We start from the raw sequence: 17798 nt of genomic DNA, 5'->3' as shown, positions 1-17798 counted from the left end.
ATTTACACATATAAATTACTGGGTTCAATTGGAGAAAGATAATAATTAAGCAATTAGCATAATGAGGTGAGGCTATTGGGCGTACTTACAATTAAACAACAATCATTTGCAGATTTCTATATTGAGTTAGGAAATGCAACAGAGGCTTATTTAAAGGAGTATCCTAATGTAAAAGAAAAAATTATGAAGTAAGGGGGAGTTTGAAAATGTTTGGACAAATTAAATTAGGAGTAGTTGGAAATTGGTTGATGTGAAGGGAATGAAAAAACGAACACCTTAAGGTGCTCGTTGAGAGGGATTATTTTTCGGTTGCTATATTTCCCATTGCAATAGAAATTCTATTCCAACTGTTGATTTGATTGATGATTAGCACAAGGTCAACGTATTCTCTATCGTTATACAGTTCACGAACTCGCTTATACAGATCTTCAGGAACTCTTTTAGTAGGGATTAAAGTAATATGTTCAGATAGTTCTAGAGCAACTTTTTCTTCAAGTGTATAAAAAGTACATTCATTCCAAGCATTTAAACAATAAATTCGTTGTTCCGTTTCACCCATCTTACGAGCATCGGAAGTATGAGTATCTATACAAAAAGCACAACCGTTAATTTGTGAAACTCTAATTTTGATAAGTTCTCTAGTAGTTCGATTAATAGTAGACTTTTTGGTGTACTTCTCCATATCCATCATGATTTTCAAACCATCAGGTGCAACAGTATAATAGGGAACTCTTTGACTCATAAGACAAAACTCCTTTGATTTTTAAGATACGTCAATTATAACTTTATACGAATATTTGTACTATTAATTAGATTGTATAGTATTCAAATTAATTGGAATTTAAAATGTAATAAGCCTTCTGGCAAAAGTACGAGATCAATCAATAATCAATCAACAAAACGGTTACTGTGGTGAGATGACATGGAACTACGTACAAGATGCAGCCGACCATCGAAGTCGAAGAAATTCGTAGAGAATGGCATTGGTCCTGTAAGCACGGTTCCACCACATTATAAATCGAGCTAAAAATAAAGTTTTGGAACTTATTGGATACTTTTTTGTAATACGTTGTCATCCGAAGCCTGCATTTATGAGGGGATAATAGGGGGCATCTTTAAACCGCACCTACCATACTTCCTCTCACTTAACCTTTAACCTAAAAGAATAAAAAAACAGACCGACCGACCCAAGAAGATAAATTCCAAACTTATACTTAGCTAAGATGGAATGTGAAATAAAGGTATTTCGTTAGATGGAATGTGCGATTATACAAATAATATATTATGTTTATGTATATAAAAAAAGATTGCAAGAATCAAAAAATTCATTGATTATTGCAATCTGATATTATTGTCATTTATAAAACGTTACGATACAAACCAACTACTTTTCCTAAAATGGAAACTCGATCTACAATAATTGGTTCCATAGAAGAGTTTTCTGGCTGTAAGCGGAAATAAGTTTCCTCTTTAAAAAATCGTTTTACAGTTGCTTCATTGTCCTCTGTCATCGCTACAACAATTTCGCCATTACTCGCGGTTGCTTGTTGTTTCACGATTACATAGTCTCCATCTAATATACCAGCTTCGATCATAGATTCACCCATAATTTCAAGCATGAAAATTTGATCTTCAGTTGTTCCATAAGAATCTGGGATAGGGAAGTATTCTTCGATATTCTCAATTGCAGTAATAGGAAGGCCTGCAGTAACTTTACCAACTAGTGGTACATGTACAACACCTTGTTTTGCGATTGTAGAATCTTGTTGATCTAAAATTTCGATTGCACGAGGTTTCGTTGGATCTCGTCGAATCAGTCCTTTGCTCTCAAGTCTAGCAAGATGTCCGTGGACTGTAGAACTTGATGCAAGACCAACTGCTTCACCAATTTCACGGACGGAAGGTGGGTATCCTTTAGTGCGAACTTCCTCTTTGATGAAAGACAATATATCTTCTTGTCTTTTCGATACTTTTTTCAATCCAATCACCTCTTTATCTCATACTATGTAAAAGTTATTAATAGTATAGCATTAGCGAACAAACAATGCAAACATAAGTTCGAAAAAACCGTTGACAAAAACAAACGTTCGGTTTATATTGAGAACATACATTCCGAACAGGTATTCGAAAAAAGGGGAGAATAAGTGTGAGTTGGTTCAAAAAAAATCAATACATTACATTGCTTTTTGGATTTTGCGTAATGTTTACAACAGTTTTAGTGGTTGCAAATAGTGGGAATACATCATATAAAGAAATTAAAGTTCATGATGGAGATACTTTAATTTCTCTTGCAGATAGATATAAAGGTAAAATGGCTGATCATGAATGGATAGCTAAGGTTAAAAATGAAAATAATTTAATTGACGATACTATTTATGCGGGGCATACTCTAATAGTTCCGGAACATGATAATATAAAAGTTCCAAATATAGGAGTAGAAGTGGCGAGTGATAAAAAATGAAACAAAAAATAGCAATACTCTATTGCCGTGTAAGTACCGAAAAAGATACACAAGATACTTCGCTTGAAAGGCAAGAGATTGAGTTAAGGGAATTTGCAACGAGTAAAGGATATGAAGTTGCACAAGTCTTTTCAGATCGACATAGCGGATATGATATTGATCGGGAAGGTTTACTTGATCTACTTGAGTGTGTGAAGGAATATGAACAACCGGCACTATTTGTTCAAGATGAGACGCGCTTAGGGCGTGGAAATGGCCGAATGGCGGTACTTCATTTACTGCAAAAAACGAATACAGATATTTTTACATTAAGTGATGCAGGTCACGTCCGGCTAAATGAGATGGATGCTATGTTGCTAGAAATACTAGCGATAGTTGAAGAGTATCAACGTAAATTACATAATGCGAAAATCCGTAGAGGGATGAGACGAGCTGTACAGAACGGATATAGACCAGAAAAGAATTTAAAAGATCGAGGGAATCCTGAGGGACGAGATCGCATAGATGTCCCGATTGAACAAATTATTCAACTTAGACAAAAAGGTATGACATTTGAAGAAATTACAGATACTTTGAGAGGATTGGGCTTTCAAGTTAGTAAAGCGACAATTCATCGAAGATTTATGGAATTAAAGGAGAAAAATAAAGACTAAAAGCTTGCGCTTGCGGTCTTTTTTGCATACCTTTGTATTAAGGTCTGTATGAAAGGTGAGAAATAAATGTTATCAAAAGAAAAATTACAACGTATAAGTGAACTTTCGAAAAAATCAAAGTCACAAGGTTTAACTGTAGAAGAAGCAAAAGAACAAACAACACTTCGTAAAGAGTATTTAGACACATTCCGATCTTCGATGCGTGAGACGATTGAAAATGTCCGTGTTTTCGACCCGGAGGGAAATGAAGTAACGCCTGAAAAGTTACGTCAAAAACAAAATAAGAATAATCGATTAAATTAAACACATATTTATAGAGAAAACATTGTTTTATATAAGAATGTTGACTAAAATATAATAGTACACTATTTAGCTTAAGAAAGGATGTCTATTAAAATGACTCAACAAGCAGATCAGCTTGCAATTAACACTATTCGAACTTTGTCAATTGATGCTATTGAAAAAGCTAATTCAGGTCACCCAGGATTACCGATGGGGGCTGCTCCAATGGCTTATACTCTTTGGACAAAACAACTTCGTCACAATCCTTCAAACCCTAAATGGTTTAACCGCGATCGCTTTATTTTATCAGCAGGTCATGGCTCTATGCTTTTGTATAGCCTATTACACTTAGGTGGATATGATTTACCAATGGAAGAAATCAAAAGTTTCCGTCAATGGGATTCAAAAACACCTGGTCACCCAGAATATGGTCATACAGCTGGAGTTGAAGCAACAACTGGACCACTAGGCCAAGGTATTGCAATGGCTGTCGGTATGGCAATGGCGGAAAGTCACCTTGCAGGCGTTTATAACAAGCCGGTACATGAAGTAGTAGATCATTATACATTTGCACTTTGTGGTGATGGAGATTTGATGGAAGGTGTTGCTGCTGAGGCAATTTCTTTAGCTGGTCACTTACAACTTGAAAAACTGATAGTGCTATATGATAGCAATGACATTTCGTTAGATGGCGATTTAAATAAATCATTCTCTGAAAATATTCAAAAACGTTTTGGATCATATAACTGGAACTACATTCATGTAGCTGATGGTAATGATATTGAAGCAATAAATACGGCTATTGAACAAGCCAAAGCACATAAAGGCCAACCTACTATTATTGAAGTAAAAACAGTTATTGGCTACGGTTCACCAAATAAATCAGGTAAAGCTGACTCACACGGTTCGCCACTAGGTGCTGATGAAGTGAAACTTACTAAAGAACACTACTCATGGCCTCATGATCCATTCCATGTACCAGAAGAGGTATATGCGACATTCAAACAAGCAGCTGAAGTTCAAGGAACACTTGCAGAAGCTACATGGAATGAACAATTTGAAGCATACAAAAAAGCATATCCTGATCTTGCAGAACAGTTTGTAAATGCGATGAATGGGGAACTTCCTGAAAATTTCGCATCTGCAGTACCTGTTTATGAATCAGGTAAATCTATTGCTACACGTTCGTCTTCTGGTGAAGTAATCAATGCACTTGCAAAAAACACACCTTCATTCTTCGGAGGAAGTGCGGATTTAGCTGGATCAAATAAAACATACATGAAAGATGCTGGCGATTTCACAGCAGAAACTCCAGAAGGTCGTAACATTTGGTTCGGTGTTCGTGAATTTGCTATGGGTGCAGCTCTAAATGGAATGGCACTTCATGGAGGAGTAAACGTCTTTGGTGGTACATTCTTCGTCTTCAGTGACTATGTACGTCCAGCAATTCGTCTATCTGCATTAATGGGACTACCTGTAACGTATGTATTTACGCATGACAGTATCGCTGTTGGTGAAGATGGTCCAACGCATGAACCTGTTGAACATTTAGCTGCATTACGTTCTATGCCAAATCTTTCTGTTATTCGTCCTGCTGATGCAAACGAATCTGCTGAAGCTTGGAAATTAGCCGTATCGTCTAAAAACCAACCAACAGTATTAGTACTTTCTCGTCAAAACTTACCAGTGTCTGAACACTCAGCTTCACTTGCAGCTGAAGGTGTTTCAAAAGGCGCTTATGTTGTTTCAAAAGCAACTAAAGAAGTAGCGGATGCACTAATTTTAGCAACTGGCTCAGAAGTTAGCCTTGCTATAGAAGCTCAAAAGCAACTAGCAGCTGAAGGTATCGATGTATCGGTTGTTTCTATGCCATCATTCGATCGTTTTGAAGCTCAAGATGCAGCATATAAAGAAGCGGTATTACCAAAAACAATTACAAAACGTTTAGCAATTGAAATGGGTTCATCATTCGGCTGGCATAAATATACTGGCTTCGAAGGTGATGTTCTAGCAATTGATAAATTTGGTGCAAGTGCGCCAGGTGAAATTGTTATGAAAGAATATGGCTTCACTGTAGAAAATGTTGTTTCAAAAGTAAAAGCATTATTTGCTTAAAAAAATAGCGATAATATTGAAAAGTAGAGGGTTTTTTCCTCTACTTTTTCTTTTTTGACAAATAAAGTGCTTTAAATCGGACGTCAATTGACAAAATGTTCTTGCAATCTTTGCTATACTGTTTACAAGAGAGGAGTGGTAATCTTGCGAATGTACTCAATCTTTCATGTGAAAAAGAAACATCAGGCTTTTGTTTATGGTAGAGAACGTTTACTATTCGATTTAATTCAATCCTCAAATTCGTATGAGCATGCAATACATCCGACGCAAGAGATCTCCTATTTATGTGAGCCTTTGGATATGATGGAAATTGAACTAATCATTCAACAACAATTAGGTAATAGCTTTTCAGGCATTCAAACGAAGGATCACCAAATCTTTTTGATGAATGAATTTAAAGGGGAAATCCAAATTGATATTTTTCCTTATTACATAGCTGTTGTCTGTGTTGGGTCACGCATGCTAGAGTTAGACTTATTTGCAACATTGTCAAAATTAAGTGATTGCTTTATCGGATTTAATAAAGATGAAATGGAATGTGGTTGGTTAAAACCACTTAAATTCCATTCTCACGAAAGACGATAAATCTTGTCAAACAGTAGTATGTAGTGGTTTTTTATTGTATAATCCTTGTTGGAGATAGTTTTCTCGCATAAGAAACTTGGAGGAGGAAAACCAGTGAATACTACGTTATGGATTATACTTGTTATCGTGGCATTAATAGCAGGAGTAGCTATCGGTTTCTTTGTTGCCCGTCAATATATGATGAAATACTTAAAAGACAACCCACCTATTAACGAACAGATGCTACGAGTAATGATGTCTCAAATGGGACGTAAACCGTCTGAAAAACAAATCAAACAAATGATGAACTCAATGAATAAATTAAGCGGTAAATAAAAAATAGCACTCAATTGAGTGCTATTTTTTTGTCTTTGTCTTTAAAGACAAACTCTTTTAAAAAGTCTGCGACCAACATTTCATAGGCTTCAGGGTTCATATTAAAGGATTGTGCATGAGGACCTACATCAAAAAGCTTTAACTTTTTAGGGCCAGGCTTTAAGCTATACATTTCAATTGTCATTTCAGGTAAGATGAAGTCATCTGGAAGGCTATGAATAAACAGTACTGGCTTTTCAATTTTAGTTACAGCCTCTTTAGGTGAAATGCTCTTTAAAGAGTATCCATCACGCATCCTTAAGAAGATACCAGCAAGTTTAATTGCTATGCTGTTACGTAGTGGTGTTTGTTTCATCATTAAGTAGTATAATTGCTCTGAAAAATCGGAAAAGGCGCAATCGGAAATGTAGAAGTCGGCTTTGTCTTCTAATGTACCTGCGTATAATAATGTAGTAGCAGCGCCCATAGATTCTCCTTGTACACCAATTATACCTTCACCACCTAGCTTCTGCTTTAAAGTTTTCATAACTGCTTGTAAATCATATTTTTCGTAATGTCCGTAACTTGTAGTTTTGCCACCAGAGTCACCATGTCTACGATGATCATAAACGACTGAGTTAAAGCCTAAGCGCTCGAAAAGACGAGCGTATTTTACGGAATTAATTTTATTTTCCGTAACACCATGGCAAATAATAATCGTATTATTTGTTTGCAAAGGCTGGAAGTGGATGGCTTTAATTGAATAGCCATTCGGGGAATCAACCCACATCTCTTCCTTATTTACATGCTCAAACCAAACTTCGTCAAAACGCTTTGCTTCCTTTTCTCGTTGTAATATGAAGGCTGCATCTTTGTTCTTCATATACATAATTCGACTTGAAAACAAGTATCCGAGAATGGCTGTAATGGCGCCAAGTGTACCCGAAATAAGCCCGAAAATCCAAAGCACACGTTTTTTCATGATCATCACTCCTCTACTTTTGCTTAAAGAGCCGGAATTGACCACTATCAATTGTTCCGGATATTAAAGGTTCGACAATTTTTGCTGCTTCGCAAATTTTTTCGACATCAATCCCTGTGTGAACTCCTATACTTTCTAGCATATGTACAACATCTTCTGTTGCAACATTTCCTGTAGCACCTTTTGCAAAAGGACAACCTCCAAGACCACCCGCTGATGTATCAAATCGGTCCACACCAGCTTGTAATGCAGCATATATATTTGCTAGAGCCATTTTTCGCGTATCGTGAAAATGGGCAGTCAAAAGTAAGTTAGGTAATTCTTCTTTCAAAAGCTTAAATAGGGTATAACTTTCTACCGGATTAGCCATGCCAATAGTATCTGCAACACTTAGCTCATCCACACCCCAACTCGCAAATACTTTACATAAAGAAATTGTGTCTTTAACTTCAATTTTCCCTTCATATGGACAATAAAAAGCTGTTGAAATACATGCGCGTACAAATTTTCCTTGCTCTTTCAGTTTTGCCACGACAGGTGCTAAACTATCCATGGCTTCGTCAGTATTTTTATTAATATTTTTTTTATTAAATGTATGACTAACACCAACAAAAACGGCAATGGCATCTGCACCGTTCTCCATCGCACGCTCCACACCTGTAGCATTCGGTGCTAAGACAAATTGTCTACCTACTTTAGCAGTGTTCTTAACAATATTTTCTGCATCAGCCATTTGTGGCACCCATTTAGGTGAGACAAAAGAAGTTAACTCCATTTCTGTAATGCCGGCATCTTGCAAGCATTTAATGAATTTGAGTTTCTCATTAGTCTCAATTAAGTTTTTTTCATTTTGTAATCCATCTCTTGGACCTACCTCGATAATTGTCGCATTATTTGGTAAACTGAACATAACATCCCCTCCTATATTCCATTGTAAGGAAGGGATGTACATATTAGCAAATAAATTCGTACTTAAACAAGGGGGAATAATTATGACAACTGAAGTTGTTATTGTAAGTGCTGTACGTACAGCAATTGGGAGTTTCCAAGGAGCGTTAAAGGATGTACCTGCAACAAAACTTGGTGCAATTGTTATAAAAGAAGCGCTGTCAAAGGTAGGGGTGCCTTTTGAACAAGTAGATGAAGTGATTATGGGTAATGTATTACAAGCTGGTCTAGGTCAAAATCCAGCTCGTCAAGCAGCTATATTTGCAGGACTTCCAAAAGAGGTACCTGCCTTAACTATAAATAAAGTTTGTGGATCAGGTCTTAAAGCTGTTCATTTAGCAACACAAGCCATTATTGCAGGCGATGCAGATATCATTGTCGCAGGCGGGATGGAAAATATGAGCCAAGCACCATATTTATTGAATAACGCACGTGATGGCTTCCGTATGGGCGATCAGAAGGTGATTGATAGTATGATTACTGATGGCTTATGGTGTGCATTTAATGACTATCATATGGGAATTACAGCTGAAAATTTATGTGACCAATATGCAATTTCTCGTGAAGAGCAAGACAGCTTCTCAGCTCGTTCCCAAGAAAGAGCGACAACAGCAAAAGAAGCGGGGAAATTTAAAGAAGAGATTGTTGCAGTAGAAATTCCTCAACGTAAGGGTGAACCAGTCGTATTTGATACAGATGAATATGTAAAGCCGGGAACTTCAGCTGAAAAGTTAGGAAAGCTACGACCTGCATTTAAAAAAGAAGGATCTGTGACAGCGGGAAATGCTTCTGGTATTAATGACGGTGCAGCCGCACTTGTAGTAATGTCAAAAGCTAAAGCCGATGAGTTGGGCATTAATTCAATTGCAACAGTTGTTTCAAACGCATGTGTAGGTGTAGATCCAGCTGTAATGGGAAGTGGTCCTGTTAGGGCGGTGCAAAAAGTCTTAACGAAAGGGCAACTAGAGTTAGGACAAATTGACTTGATTGAAGCGAATGAAGCATTCGCAGCTCAGTCAATTGCAGTTGATCGAGAATTGCATTTTGACCATGAGAAGTTAAATGTCAATGGGGGTGCAATTGCTTTAGGTCACCCAATTGGTGCAAGTGGTGCTAGAATACTAGTAACACTACTTCACGAAATGGAGAAGCGAGATGTTAAAACGGGTCTTGCTACACTCTGTATAGGTGGAGGGCAAGGTGTTGCAACAATCGTAAAAAGAACGTAAGAAGGAGATTGACCATGGCTAAAAAGAAAAAACAACAAAGACAACAACCAGCACAACAACAATCCGCAAAAAGTGAGGCACTAACATTAAAAGACCAACTTAATGGTGATGTGTTAGAGAAACTAAAACTTGCTAAAAAAGACCTTGTTGCAAAAGAACAAGCAGCACAGGATGAACGCGAGGCAAAGTTAGCATTTGAACGTAAACAACGTGAGAAGAACAAATCGTTTGCAGAGTTATTGAATGAGTACGGAGATAAGGGCTCAAAGTTTAATAGTTAACAAAAGACATAGTTGGATTGCTTAAAGCGGCATTGTACAAATGAATTATGGAAGTTTCATAATTTAACTATATAAAAAGGTCATTGTAGTGCGTTATAGAAGGTAGTTTTGAAAGATTTCTTTCAGAGCTACCTTTTATTCTGTACCAACATATGGTGAAATTTCACACTAAATGTTTAGTATAATAATTCTTTTTTTTTACATTGATAACTTATAAATAGCTTGAGAATAATAGGGGTGAAGTATGGAAGTTTCTAAAATTAAATTACTTATATGGATTTTTCCTCTTGTTTTTTTAATTCATGATTTGGAGGAAATCGCAACCATTGAAAATTTCACTATGAGATTCCCCTTTTCCGTTTCTACTGAGGAATTTATTATCGCATTTATTTTATTATGGATTATCGTAGTGATTGGCTGTGTGAAAGCGGCTAATAATAAACGATTTATCGGAATACTGCCCATAAAATTCTTTGCCTTATTAGTCGCTGGTGTATTCCTTGCGAATGGAATAGGGCATGTTGTGCAAAGTATAATCTTAAAAAAATATGTACCTGGTGTCATTACCGCTGTTGCCATCTTAATACCATTTTGTCTATTTAGTATTAGAAAGCTATTATTAGAAAATTTAATCACACCTAAGCAGGTGGGAGTGTATTTACTAGTTGGTTTCATATTACAGACCCCATTTGCACTAATCGCGCTACTAATTGCAAAATTCATAGTATAAGTTTATAAGGATTGTTAAAAATAAGTAAAATATATAGTTAGTGTCATTTTGTTGTAAAAAAAGAAGGATTCGTGATGTTGAATCCTTCTAGTAAAATTATCGATGTGCGTTATACGTATCTATTTTTGTTAGTTTCTCTAGTTCTTTAGCATAAATCGGTGCTGCATTATTGTAAGCTGAAATTGTTGCTTCCAATTGTTCTTTTGAACTTGCTCCAATCACTGCAGATGCTACAATAGGTGATTGTAATACATAAGCAAGTGCTGCTGCATGTACATCTTTTGTATTGTTTGCTACTTCTTCTAGAGTAGCTTGAAGTTCATATTGACTATAAGTTTGGTACCCATCTAATTTTGCTAAGCGGTCTGACCATTCATTTGTTAGTAAACCTTTTGCTAAAGAGCCACGTGTCACAATAGATGCGTTATTAACTTTTAGCACATCAAACCATTCTTCAGGTCTGCGGTCTAGCAAGCTATATTGCATCATGACAGATACTGCATCGCTTTTTGGTAAAAATTCCTTAATAACATTTGGGCGGATTGATGAAATACCGTATGCCCGAATGATACCTTCTTTTTTTAATTGATCAAATGCTTCGGTTATTTCATCCCAAGGGTCACCAATTGTTCCACCGTGTAGTTGGTATAAGTCAATATAATCTGTTTGTAAGCGACGCAAACTTTCTTTTACTTGATGTTCGATATTTTTCTTTGAAGGGTCCCAGTGCCATCCTTCTCCGTCCTTGTCCCAAACATTGCCCACTTTAGTAGCTAGTATAATATCTTGTCGTTTTCCATTTAGTGCCTTACCGACAAGTTCCTCATTGATGCCCTTATCATATAGATCCGCGGTATCAAAATAGGTAATACCATGATCTACCGCCGAATCTACTATCCATTTAGCAGTTTTTTCATCAGTTGGTAGAGACATACAACCAAGGCCGATTTCTGAAATAATTAAATCACTATTACCTAATTTTCTACTCTTCAAAAATATCACTCCTCATATGATAATGGTACAATGATTAATAACAAAAGCACAACGGAGAGGGTTATAATCATGAAAAAATTTGAAGAAAAAACGACTAGTTCTAAAAAAATTTTTGAGGGTCGAGTTATTTCAGTCAAAGTGGATGAAGTCATATTACCAAATGGCAACACATCAACTAGAGAATTAGTAACTCATCCAGGAGCAGTAGCAATTATTCCTATAACAAACGAAGGTAAAATTGTTCTTGTGGAGCAATATCGTAAACCTTTAGAGCGTAGTATTATCGAAATTCCCGCTGGTAAATTAGAAAAAGGTGAGAAACCTGAGTATACAGCTATCCGCGAGTTAGAAGAAGAAACAGGGTATGGCTCGAAAAACTTCACGTTTGTTCAATCTTTTGCCACATCTCCAGGCTTTGCAGATGAAGTTATTCATATATATGTTGCGAGAGATTTATATAGAATTGAGAATCCTGCTGGTCTAGATGAGGATGAATTTGTCGAATTATTAGAAGTTACGTTAGAACAAGCTGAACAAATGATTCGTGAAGAAAGAATTTATGATGCTAAAACAGTGTTTGCAATTATGTGGATGAAAAATATCTTGTAAAATAAGTTATGAAATAGGTCGGGACAAGCATAGGTTGTACGAAGTAAAGGAAGGTGACCTATATGAACCGATCATTTCAAATTATTTACTTTTTCTTAATTATTGCAATTGGCTTTATCGGAGGAATTTTACTGTTGCAACTTTCTACTGTTGAACAAGCAGAATGGCTCATTCGTAAAATGGATAGTAGGGTACTCCTACAAGGGAAGCCGTCAATTTGGCAATCTTTATTGCCAGTTGTCATTCCATTTGCTATTGTTTCGTTGCTCGCATCTCATAATTATTTAAGACATGTGGCGAGGGTTGTTGTTGTATTAAAATCGGCATTTTTTGGATACAGTGCAGGTTATTTAATAGACACACAAAACGCATTTTGGTCATATGCTGCATGGTGGTTTCCTTTTCAATTGCTTTACAGTATAGTATTAATGGTATTTTGCATAGTACTTGTACCTGAACCAGTTTATGCTGTCAGGAAGAAGTTACCGATTTTACCCCGTGTAATAGTAGTTCTCATAGCCACTCTAGTAATTTTAGGGGGCGAATTGCTTGCAATTCACTTTATCTATAAATTAAAATAACTATCAAATAATAATTATTATAATTATAATCAATTCAATCTTGTAATGAGAATTGACTTTTTGGTATAATGAAAGAAGTTTAGGGGGGCGTCGTATGGAAAGCCGTATTGATCGAATAAAAAAACAATTACATGGTGCGAGCTACAAACTGACGCCGCAGCGTGAAGCGACAGTAAGAGTGCTTTTAGAGAATGAGGAAGATCACCTGAGTGCTGAGGATGTTTATTTACTCGTTAAAGAAAAAGCACCAGAAATCGGACTTGCAACAGTGTATCGAACATTGGAGCTTTTAACGGAGCTTAAAATCGTCGATAAAATCAATTTCGGCGATGGTGTATCTCGTTATGATTTACGTCAAGAAGGAGCTGCTCACTTTCATCATCACCTCGTTTGTATCGAATGTGGTGCTGTTGATGAAATTCAAGAGGATTTACTTGAAGACGTTGAAGCAGTCGTTGAAAAAAGATGGAATTTTATTATTAAAGACCATAGATTAACATTTCACGGTATTTGCTGGCGCTGTCATGTTAAAGAGTCAGATAACAATAGCAATCAATCATAAGTTTATAGCTTACAAACAAAGGATGGCGGAGGTGCTGTCCTTTTTTATTTACCTATTTTTAAGGAGGGAACCAAAATGAACCAAGATGTACTAGATGCAATCCAAGATTATTTACACTTTTTACGCGTTGAACGCCAGCTTTCTGATAATACATTACAATCATATAAAAGAGATATCACTGCTTATACTAAGAATATTTTTGTAAGTCAAGGTGTACAATATTTTGATGATATAGACAGAGTGAATATATTACATCATTTGCAAATGTTAAAAACATCAGGGAAGTCTGCACGAACTATTTCAAGACATATTTCATCAATCCGTTCATTCCATCAATTTTTGTTAAGAGAAAAAAGAGCTAGTGGGGATCCGACAGTGCATTTAGAAATGCCGAAGTTAGAGAAAAAATTACCAAAAATTTTATCGATTGAAGAAATTGATAACTTAATAGCCATGCCCAATCTTGCAAAACCTCAAGGAATTCGCGATCAAACGATGCTTGAGTTGTTATATGCAAGTGGTATGCGAATAAGTGAGTGTATTGCACTGAATTTAGAAGATGTTCATACTACAATGGGCTTCGTACGAGTCTTTGGTAAAGGTGGTAAAGAACGTATTATTCCACTTGGACGAAAAGCTTTAGAAGCATGCTTGGCATATTTAGAAAAGGGAAGACCAATACTAGAAGATAAGCTACATAAATCAGAGGCTTTTTTTATCAACCAAAGGGGAGATCGCTTAACACGACAATTTTGTTGGAAATTAATGAAGGATTATGCAGAGAAAGCGGGTATAGATAAAGAAATCACACCACATATTTTACGTCATTCTTTTGCGACGCATTTAATTGAAAATGGTGCTGATTTACGTGCAGTTCAAGAACTGCTTGGACATGCTGATATTTCAACAACTCAAATTTACACACATATTAGTAAGACGCGATTATCGGAAGTATATAAGCAGTTCCACCCACGTGCATAAAAAAAAGTTTTAAATGTCAGAGGTCTGACATTTATTTTTTCGTATAGTTTGGTAAAATGAATGTAAAGATAAAGGAGGAACACAAATGAACACAAAACCATTTAAACGCATTCACTTAATCGTTATGGATTCAGTAGGTATTGGAGAAGCACCTGATGCTGAAAAGTTCGGTGATGTAGGTGCAGATACATTAGGTCATATTGCAGAAAAAATGAATGGCTTAACTATGCCCAATATGGGGGAATTAGGTTTATCAAATATCCGTGAGTTACCTGGTATTACTCCAGTCGAAAAACCTGCAGCTTATTTCGGCAAAATGCAAGAAGCTTCAGTTGGGAAAGATACAATGACAGGACACTGGGAAATTATGGGTTTAAATATTGATAAACCGTTCAAAGTGTATCCTGAAGGCTTCCCACAAACTTTAATCGAGCAATTAGAAGAACGTACTGGTCGCAAAGTACTTTGTAACAAGCCAGCAAGTGGTACGCAAGTGATTGACGATTACGGTAAAGAGCATATGGAAACCGGCGCTATTATCGTCTATACATCTGCTGATCCAGTATTACAAATCGCGGCACATGAAGAAATTGTTCCATTAGATGAATTGTATAAAATATGTGAAATCGCTCGCGAATTGACTTTACAACCTGAATATTTAGTAGGCCGTGTAATTGCTCGTCCTTTCATTGGAACTCCAGGTAACTTTGAACGTACATCGAATCGTCATGATTATGCGTTAAAACCATTTGGACGTACAGTGATGAATGAATTAAAAGATGCTAGTTTTGATGTCATTGCTTTAGGTAAAATTTCAGATATCTTTAACAATGAAGGTGTAACAGAAGCAATCCGTACAAAGGATAATACAGATGGTATGGACAAGGTATCACAAGTTGTACGTAAGGATTTCCATGGTTTATCATTTTTAAACTTAGTTGACTTTGATGCAGCTTATGGTCACCGTAGAGATCCAATTGGATATGGTGAAGCGTTAGAAGAATTTGACCGTCGTTTACCAGAAGTTTTGGAAGCGTTATCGGAAGATGATCTGTTAATAATAACAGCTGACCATGGAAATGATCCAACTTTCCCTGGAAGTGATCATACACGTGAATATGTGCCATTAATCGCTTATTCACCACGCTTTAAAGAAGGTCATGAATTACCATTAAGACTTACATTTGCTGATATTGGTGCAACAGTTGCAGAAAACTTCAATGTGAAATTACCGGAATTTGGCACAAGCTTCTTATCAAATTTAAAATAAGTGAGGGAGTAATAAAATGCGAATAGTTGATATTATTGAAAAAAAACGTGATGGTGGAGAATTAACTACGGAAGAGATTCGCTTTTTCGTAGAAGGATATACAAACGGTTCAATTCCAGATTATCAAGCAAGTAGTTTATTGATGGCTATTTATTTTAAAGATATGAACGATCGTGAACGTGCAGATTTAACAATGGCAATGGTTGAATCAGGAGATCAGATTGATCTATCTAAAATCGAAGGTATTAAAGTTGATAAGCATTCGACTGGTGGCGTTGGTGACACAACAACGTTAGTATTAGGCCCTTTAGTAGCAGCTGTCGGTGTTCCTGTTGCTAAAATGAGTGGACGAGGTTTAGGGCATACAGGAGGCACTATTGATAAATTAGAGGCTATTGAAGGCTTCCATGTTGAATTGACGACAGAGCAATTTATTGAGCAAGTAAATGACATTAAATTAGCCGTTATTGGTCAAACTGGTAACTTAACACCTGCTGACAAAAAACTATACGCTCTAAGAGATGTGACAGCAACAGTAAGTAGCATCCCTTTAATCGCGAGCTCAATTATGAGTAAAAAAATTGCCGCAGGTGCAGATGCTATTGTACTTGATGTAAAAACGGGTGAAGGTGCCTTCATGAAGACTGTTGAGGATGCTAAGAATTTAGCACATGCAATGGTCCAAATCGGCAATAATGTCGGTCGTAACACAATGGCTATTATTTCTGATATGAGCCAACCGCTTGGTTTTGCGATTGGTAATGCATTAGAAGTAAAAGAAGCAATTGATACTTTAAGAGGAGAAGGTCCGGAAGATTTAACGGAGCTTTGCTTAACACTTGGTAGTCAAATGGTGGTTCTAGGTGGTCACGCGAAAACAATTGAAGAAGCGCGTGAACAATTACTTGAAGTTATCAAAAACGGTAGCGCATTAGAAATCTTCAAACAATTTATTGAAGGTCAAGGTGGTAACCCTGCAGTTGTGGATGATACTTCATTGTTGCCTCAAGCTCAATATACTTTCGAAGTACCAGCAAAAGAAGATGGCTTTGTATCATTTATCGAAGCTGATGAAGTTGGAACAGCTGCAATGATTTTAGGCGCAGGTCGTGCTACGAAAGAATCGACTATCGACTTAGCTGTTGGTTTAATGCTACGCAAAAAAGTTGGCGATAAAGTAACGAAAGGTGAGTCTCTCGTAACAATTTATGCAAACCAAGAAGATGTCTCTTCAGTGATTGATAAAATCTATTCACATATTAAAATTTCCAAAGAAGCACCTCAAGCACCGAAATTAATCGAGGCTATCATAACAGAATAATTTTTTAAGAGCTGGTACTCATTTAATTGAGTACCAGCTTTTTTTGTTGATTAAATGTTGAAAAAAATAAATTTTGTGGTGGTGGAAGAATGCGTTTACTGAAAGAATAACTAGGCTGTTTTCTCTAAGGGTATTGTTAATCAAATCATAAGGTTCAAAATAAAAAAATAGATAATCTACAAGATGTGAACTGCCATTATCTATTTGACAGAGTGCAGTCCACTTTTGTCTTATAATTTTCATTTATTCTATTGAAAAAAATTTACATTTCATTCAATGTAAATTTTTCTAAGAACATGTATGCCATCTTGTTTTTCTTTTTGATATCCTTGCTCCAGTCTTTCAACTTTGCAACATGTACAATATCAGTTTTGTTAATTAGACATCAAATTATTCTCTCAAAATATTATTCTGCTATGTTCAATGATTCACAAGCGCATATCAGGTATTGGCCGTGAAACTTACAAATCAATATTAGATGCATACACACAAACTAAAAACATCTTTATTAACACGAAAGAAGATGTAGATGGGTTGTACTAAATAATGAATGTTAGCTAAGATCATTAGATTCCTTGCTAAATAAATAGGATTTTAGTGCAACAAAATATTAAATTAGGACTACACATTTATCTATATGTGTAGTCCTTTTAATATCAACTATTAAAATCATCTAACCTAAATATAATCATCTCGTATATTAACTTTTTTATGTTTTAACAGAAATCAATCTTTTAGAAAACAGCCAAAAACTAAAATACTGTGAAATGAGATCTATATTAAAAAAGATCACATTACTTGTTGACCTAATTTCTTGATTTTCTCCATTTTCCACCATTCAATTTTGTTTTTATAAAAATAGAGATTTTTTTTGATTAAAATTTCCTCGAATCTCCAATACTTATGGATAAAGATGACATC

General features: G+C 36.0%; 21 protein-coding genes and 1 pseudogene. 17 read left to right on the top strand and 5 right to left on the bottom strand.

What is annotated here, in order from left to right; translation table 11 throughout:
- Positions 1-75: 75 nt before the first annotated feature.
- Positions 76-192, top strand: a complete 117-nt coding sequence (locus MHH98_RS16175; protein ID WP_143690974.1) for a terminase small subunit — start codon at positions 76-78, stop codon at positions 190-192.
- Between the two features lie 106 nt (positions 193-298).
- On the opposite strand, the gene MHH98_RS16170 is transcribed toward MHH98_RS16175, so the two are convergent.
- Positions 299-742, bottom strand: coding sequence for a carboxymuconolactone decarboxylase family protein (locus MHH98_RS16170; RefSeq protein ID WP_038191034.1), 444 nt, complete (start codon positions 740-742; stop codon positions 299-301).
- A 616-nt stretch (positions 743-1358) separates the two neighbouring features.
- The gene (gene lexA / locus MHH98_RS16165; protein ID WP_340713251.1) at positions 1359-1979 is read right to left on the bottom strand and encodes a transcriptional repressor LexA; all 621 of its coding nucleotides are present in this window, start codon (positions 1977-1979) and stop codon (positions 1359-1361) included.
- A 167-nt stretch (positions 1980-2146) separates the two neighbouring features.
- Here lexA and yneA point away from each other — a divergent pair, with 167 nt between their 5' ends.
- From yneA to MHH98_RS16135, 6 genes are all read left to right on the top strand, one after another.
- The gene (gene yneA, locus MHH98_RS16160) at positions 2147-2461 is read left to right on the top strand and encodes a cell division suppressor protein YneA (protein WP_038191020.1); all 315 of its coding nucleotides are present in this window, start codon (positions 2147-2149) and stop codon (positions 2459-2461) included.
- On the top strand, positions 2458-3114 hold the full coding sequence (locus MHH98_RS16155) for a YneB family resolvase-like protein (protein WP_038191017.1): 657 nt from the start codon (positions 2458-2460) through the stop codon (positions 3112-3114). Before yneA ends, MHH98_RS16155 begins: the two co-directional genes overlap by 4 nt.
- Before the next feature lie 66 nt (positions 3115-3180).
- Positions 3181-3417: a DUF896 domain-containing protein gene (locus MHH98_RS16150; protein ID WP_038191014.1), complete on the top strand. Its 237-nt coding sequence runs from the start codon at positions 3181-3183 to the stop codon at positions 3415-3417.
- A 93-nt stretch (positions 3418-3510) separates the two neighbouring features.
- On the top strand, positions 3511-5511 hold the full coding sequence (gene tkt, locus MHH98_RS16145) for a transketolase (RefSeq protein ID WP_340713249.1): 2001 nt from the start codon (positions 3511-3513) through the stop codon (positions 5509-5511).
- Between the two features lie 150 nt (positions 5512-5661).
- Positions 5662-6096, top strand: a complete 435-nt coding sequence (gene sirA / locus MHH98_RS16140) for a sporulation inhibitor of replication protein SirA (protein ID WP_235175786.1) — start codon at positions 5662-5664, stop codon at positions 6094-6096.
- A gap of 93 nt (positions 6097-6189) precedes the next feature.
- Positions 6190-6411, top strand: a complete 222-nt coding sequence (locus MHH98_RS16135; RefSeq protein WP_038191006.1) for a YneF family protein — start codon at positions 6190-6192, stop codon at positions 6409-6411.
- A gap of 10 nt (positions 6412-6421) precedes the next feature.
- On the opposite strand, the gene MHH98_RS16130 is transcribed toward MHH98_RS16135, so the two are convergent.
- Together MHH98_RS16130 and MHH98_RS16125 are read right to left on the bottom strand one after the other, a co-directional pair.
- Positions 6422-7372, bottom strand: a complete 951-nt coding sequence (locus tag MHH98_RS16130; protein ID WP_340713247.1) for an alpha/beta hydrolase — start codon at positions 7370-7372, stop codon at positions 6422-6424.
- A 13-nt stretch (positions 7373-7385) separates the two neighbouring features.
- Entirely contained in the window at positions 7386-8282 is an 897-nt protein-coding gene (locus MHH98_RS16125; protein ID WP_038190991.1) for a hydroxymethylglutaryl-CoA lyase, read from the bottom strand.
- An 82-nt stretch (positions 8283-8364) separates the two neighbouring features.
- On the opposite strand from MHH98_RS16125, the gene MHH98_RS16120 reads away from it, so the two are divergent.
- The 3 genes from MHH98_RS16120 (at position 8365) to MHH98_RS16110 (ending at position 10560) form a co-directional block, all read left to right on the top strand.
- Positions 8365-9549: an acetyl-CoA C-acetyltransferase gene (locus MHH98_RS16120; RefSeq protein WP_038190988.1), complete on the top strand. Its 1185-nt coding sequence runs from the start codon at positions 8365-8367 to the stop codon at positions 9547-9549.
- Positions 9550-9563: 14 nt separating this feature from the next.
- Positions 9564-9830, top strand: a complete 267-nt coding sequence (locus MHH98_RS16115) for a YqkE family protein (RefSeq protein WP_038190985.1) — start codon at positions 9564-9566, stop codon at positions 9828-9830.
- A gap of 244 nt (positions 9831-10074) precedes the next feature.
- Complete coding sequence (locus MHH98_RS16110; protein ID WP_340713246.1) at positions 10075-10560, top strand: HXXEE domain-containing protein; 486 nt, start codon at positions 10075-10077, stop codon at positions 10558-10560.
- Between the two features lie 96 nt (positions 10561-10656).
- Here the strand turns inward: MHH98_RS16110 and MHH98_RS16105 are convergent, their stop codons facing one another.
- Positions 10657-11553 (bottom strand): aldo/keto reductase, encoded by an 897-nt coding sequence (locus tag MHH98_RS16105; protein ID WP_038190979.1) that lies wholly within the window; start codon positions 11551-11553, stop codon positions 10657-10659.
- Between the two features lie 69 nt (positions 11554-11622).
- Here MHH98_RS16105 and MHH98_RS16100 point away from each other — a divergent pair, with 69 nt between their 5' ends.
- The 7 genes and pseudogenes from MHH98_RS16100 to MHH98_RS22150 all read left to right on the top strand — a co-directional run.
- Positions 11623-12162 (top strand): NUDIX domain-containing protein, encoded by a 540-nt coding sequence (locus MHH98_RS16100; protein WP_076065229.1) that lies wholly within the window; start codon positions 11623-11625, stop codon positions 12160-12162.
- Between the two features lie 62 nt (positions 12163-12224).
- Positions 12225-12743: a hypothetical protein gene (locus MHH98_RS16095; RefSeq protein WP_038190973.1), complete on the top strand. Its 519-nt coding sequence runs from the start codon at positions 12225-12227 to the stop codon at positions 12741-12743.
- Positions 12744-12837: 94 nt separating this feature from the next.
- Positions 12838-13305 carry a ferric iron uptake transcriptional regulator gene (gene fur, locus MHH98_RS16090; protein WP_038190970.1) on the top strand — a complete coding sequence of 156 codons (468 nt, stop codon included), beginning with the start codon at positions 12838-12840 and terminating at the stop codon, positions 13303-13305.
- A gap of 75 nt (positions 13306-13380) precedes the next feature.
- Positions 13381-14286 (top strand): site-specific tyrosine recombinase XerD, encoded by a 906-nt coding sequence (gene xerD / locus MHH98_RS16085; RefSeq protein WP_038190968.1) that lies wholly within the window; start codon positions 13381-13383, stop codon positions 14284-14286.
- An 85-nt stretch (positions 14287-14371) separates the two neighbouring features.
- Positions 14372-15556 (top strand): phosphopentomutase, encoded by a 1185-nt coding sequence (deoB, locus tag MHH98_RS16080; RefSeq protein ID WP_038190965.1) that lies wholly within the window; start codon positions 14372-14374, stop codon positions 15554-15556.
- A 16-nt stretch (positions 15557-15572) separates the two neighbouring features.
- Positions 15573-16877 carry a pyrimidine-nucleoside phosphorylase gene (locus MHH98_RS16075; RefSeq protein ID WP_038190962.1) on the top strand — a complete coding sequence of 435 codons (1305 nt, stop codon included), beginning with the start codon at positions 15573-15575 and terminating at the stop codon, positions 16875-16877.
- Positions 16878-17318: 441 nt separating this feature from the next.
- A pseudogene (locus MHH98_RS22150) lies at positions 17319-17420 on the top strand (hypothetical protein); the annotation flags it as partial.
- Between the last annotated feature and the right edge of the window lie 378 nt (positions 17421-17798).

Source organism: Viridibacillus sp. FSL H8-0110, from assembly GCF_038003565.1.
Lineage (GTDB): Bacteria > Bacillota > Bacilli > Bacillales_A > Planococcaceae > Viridibacillus > Viridibacillus arenosi.
This window is presented reverse-complemented; position numbering and strand designations above follow the sequence as displayed.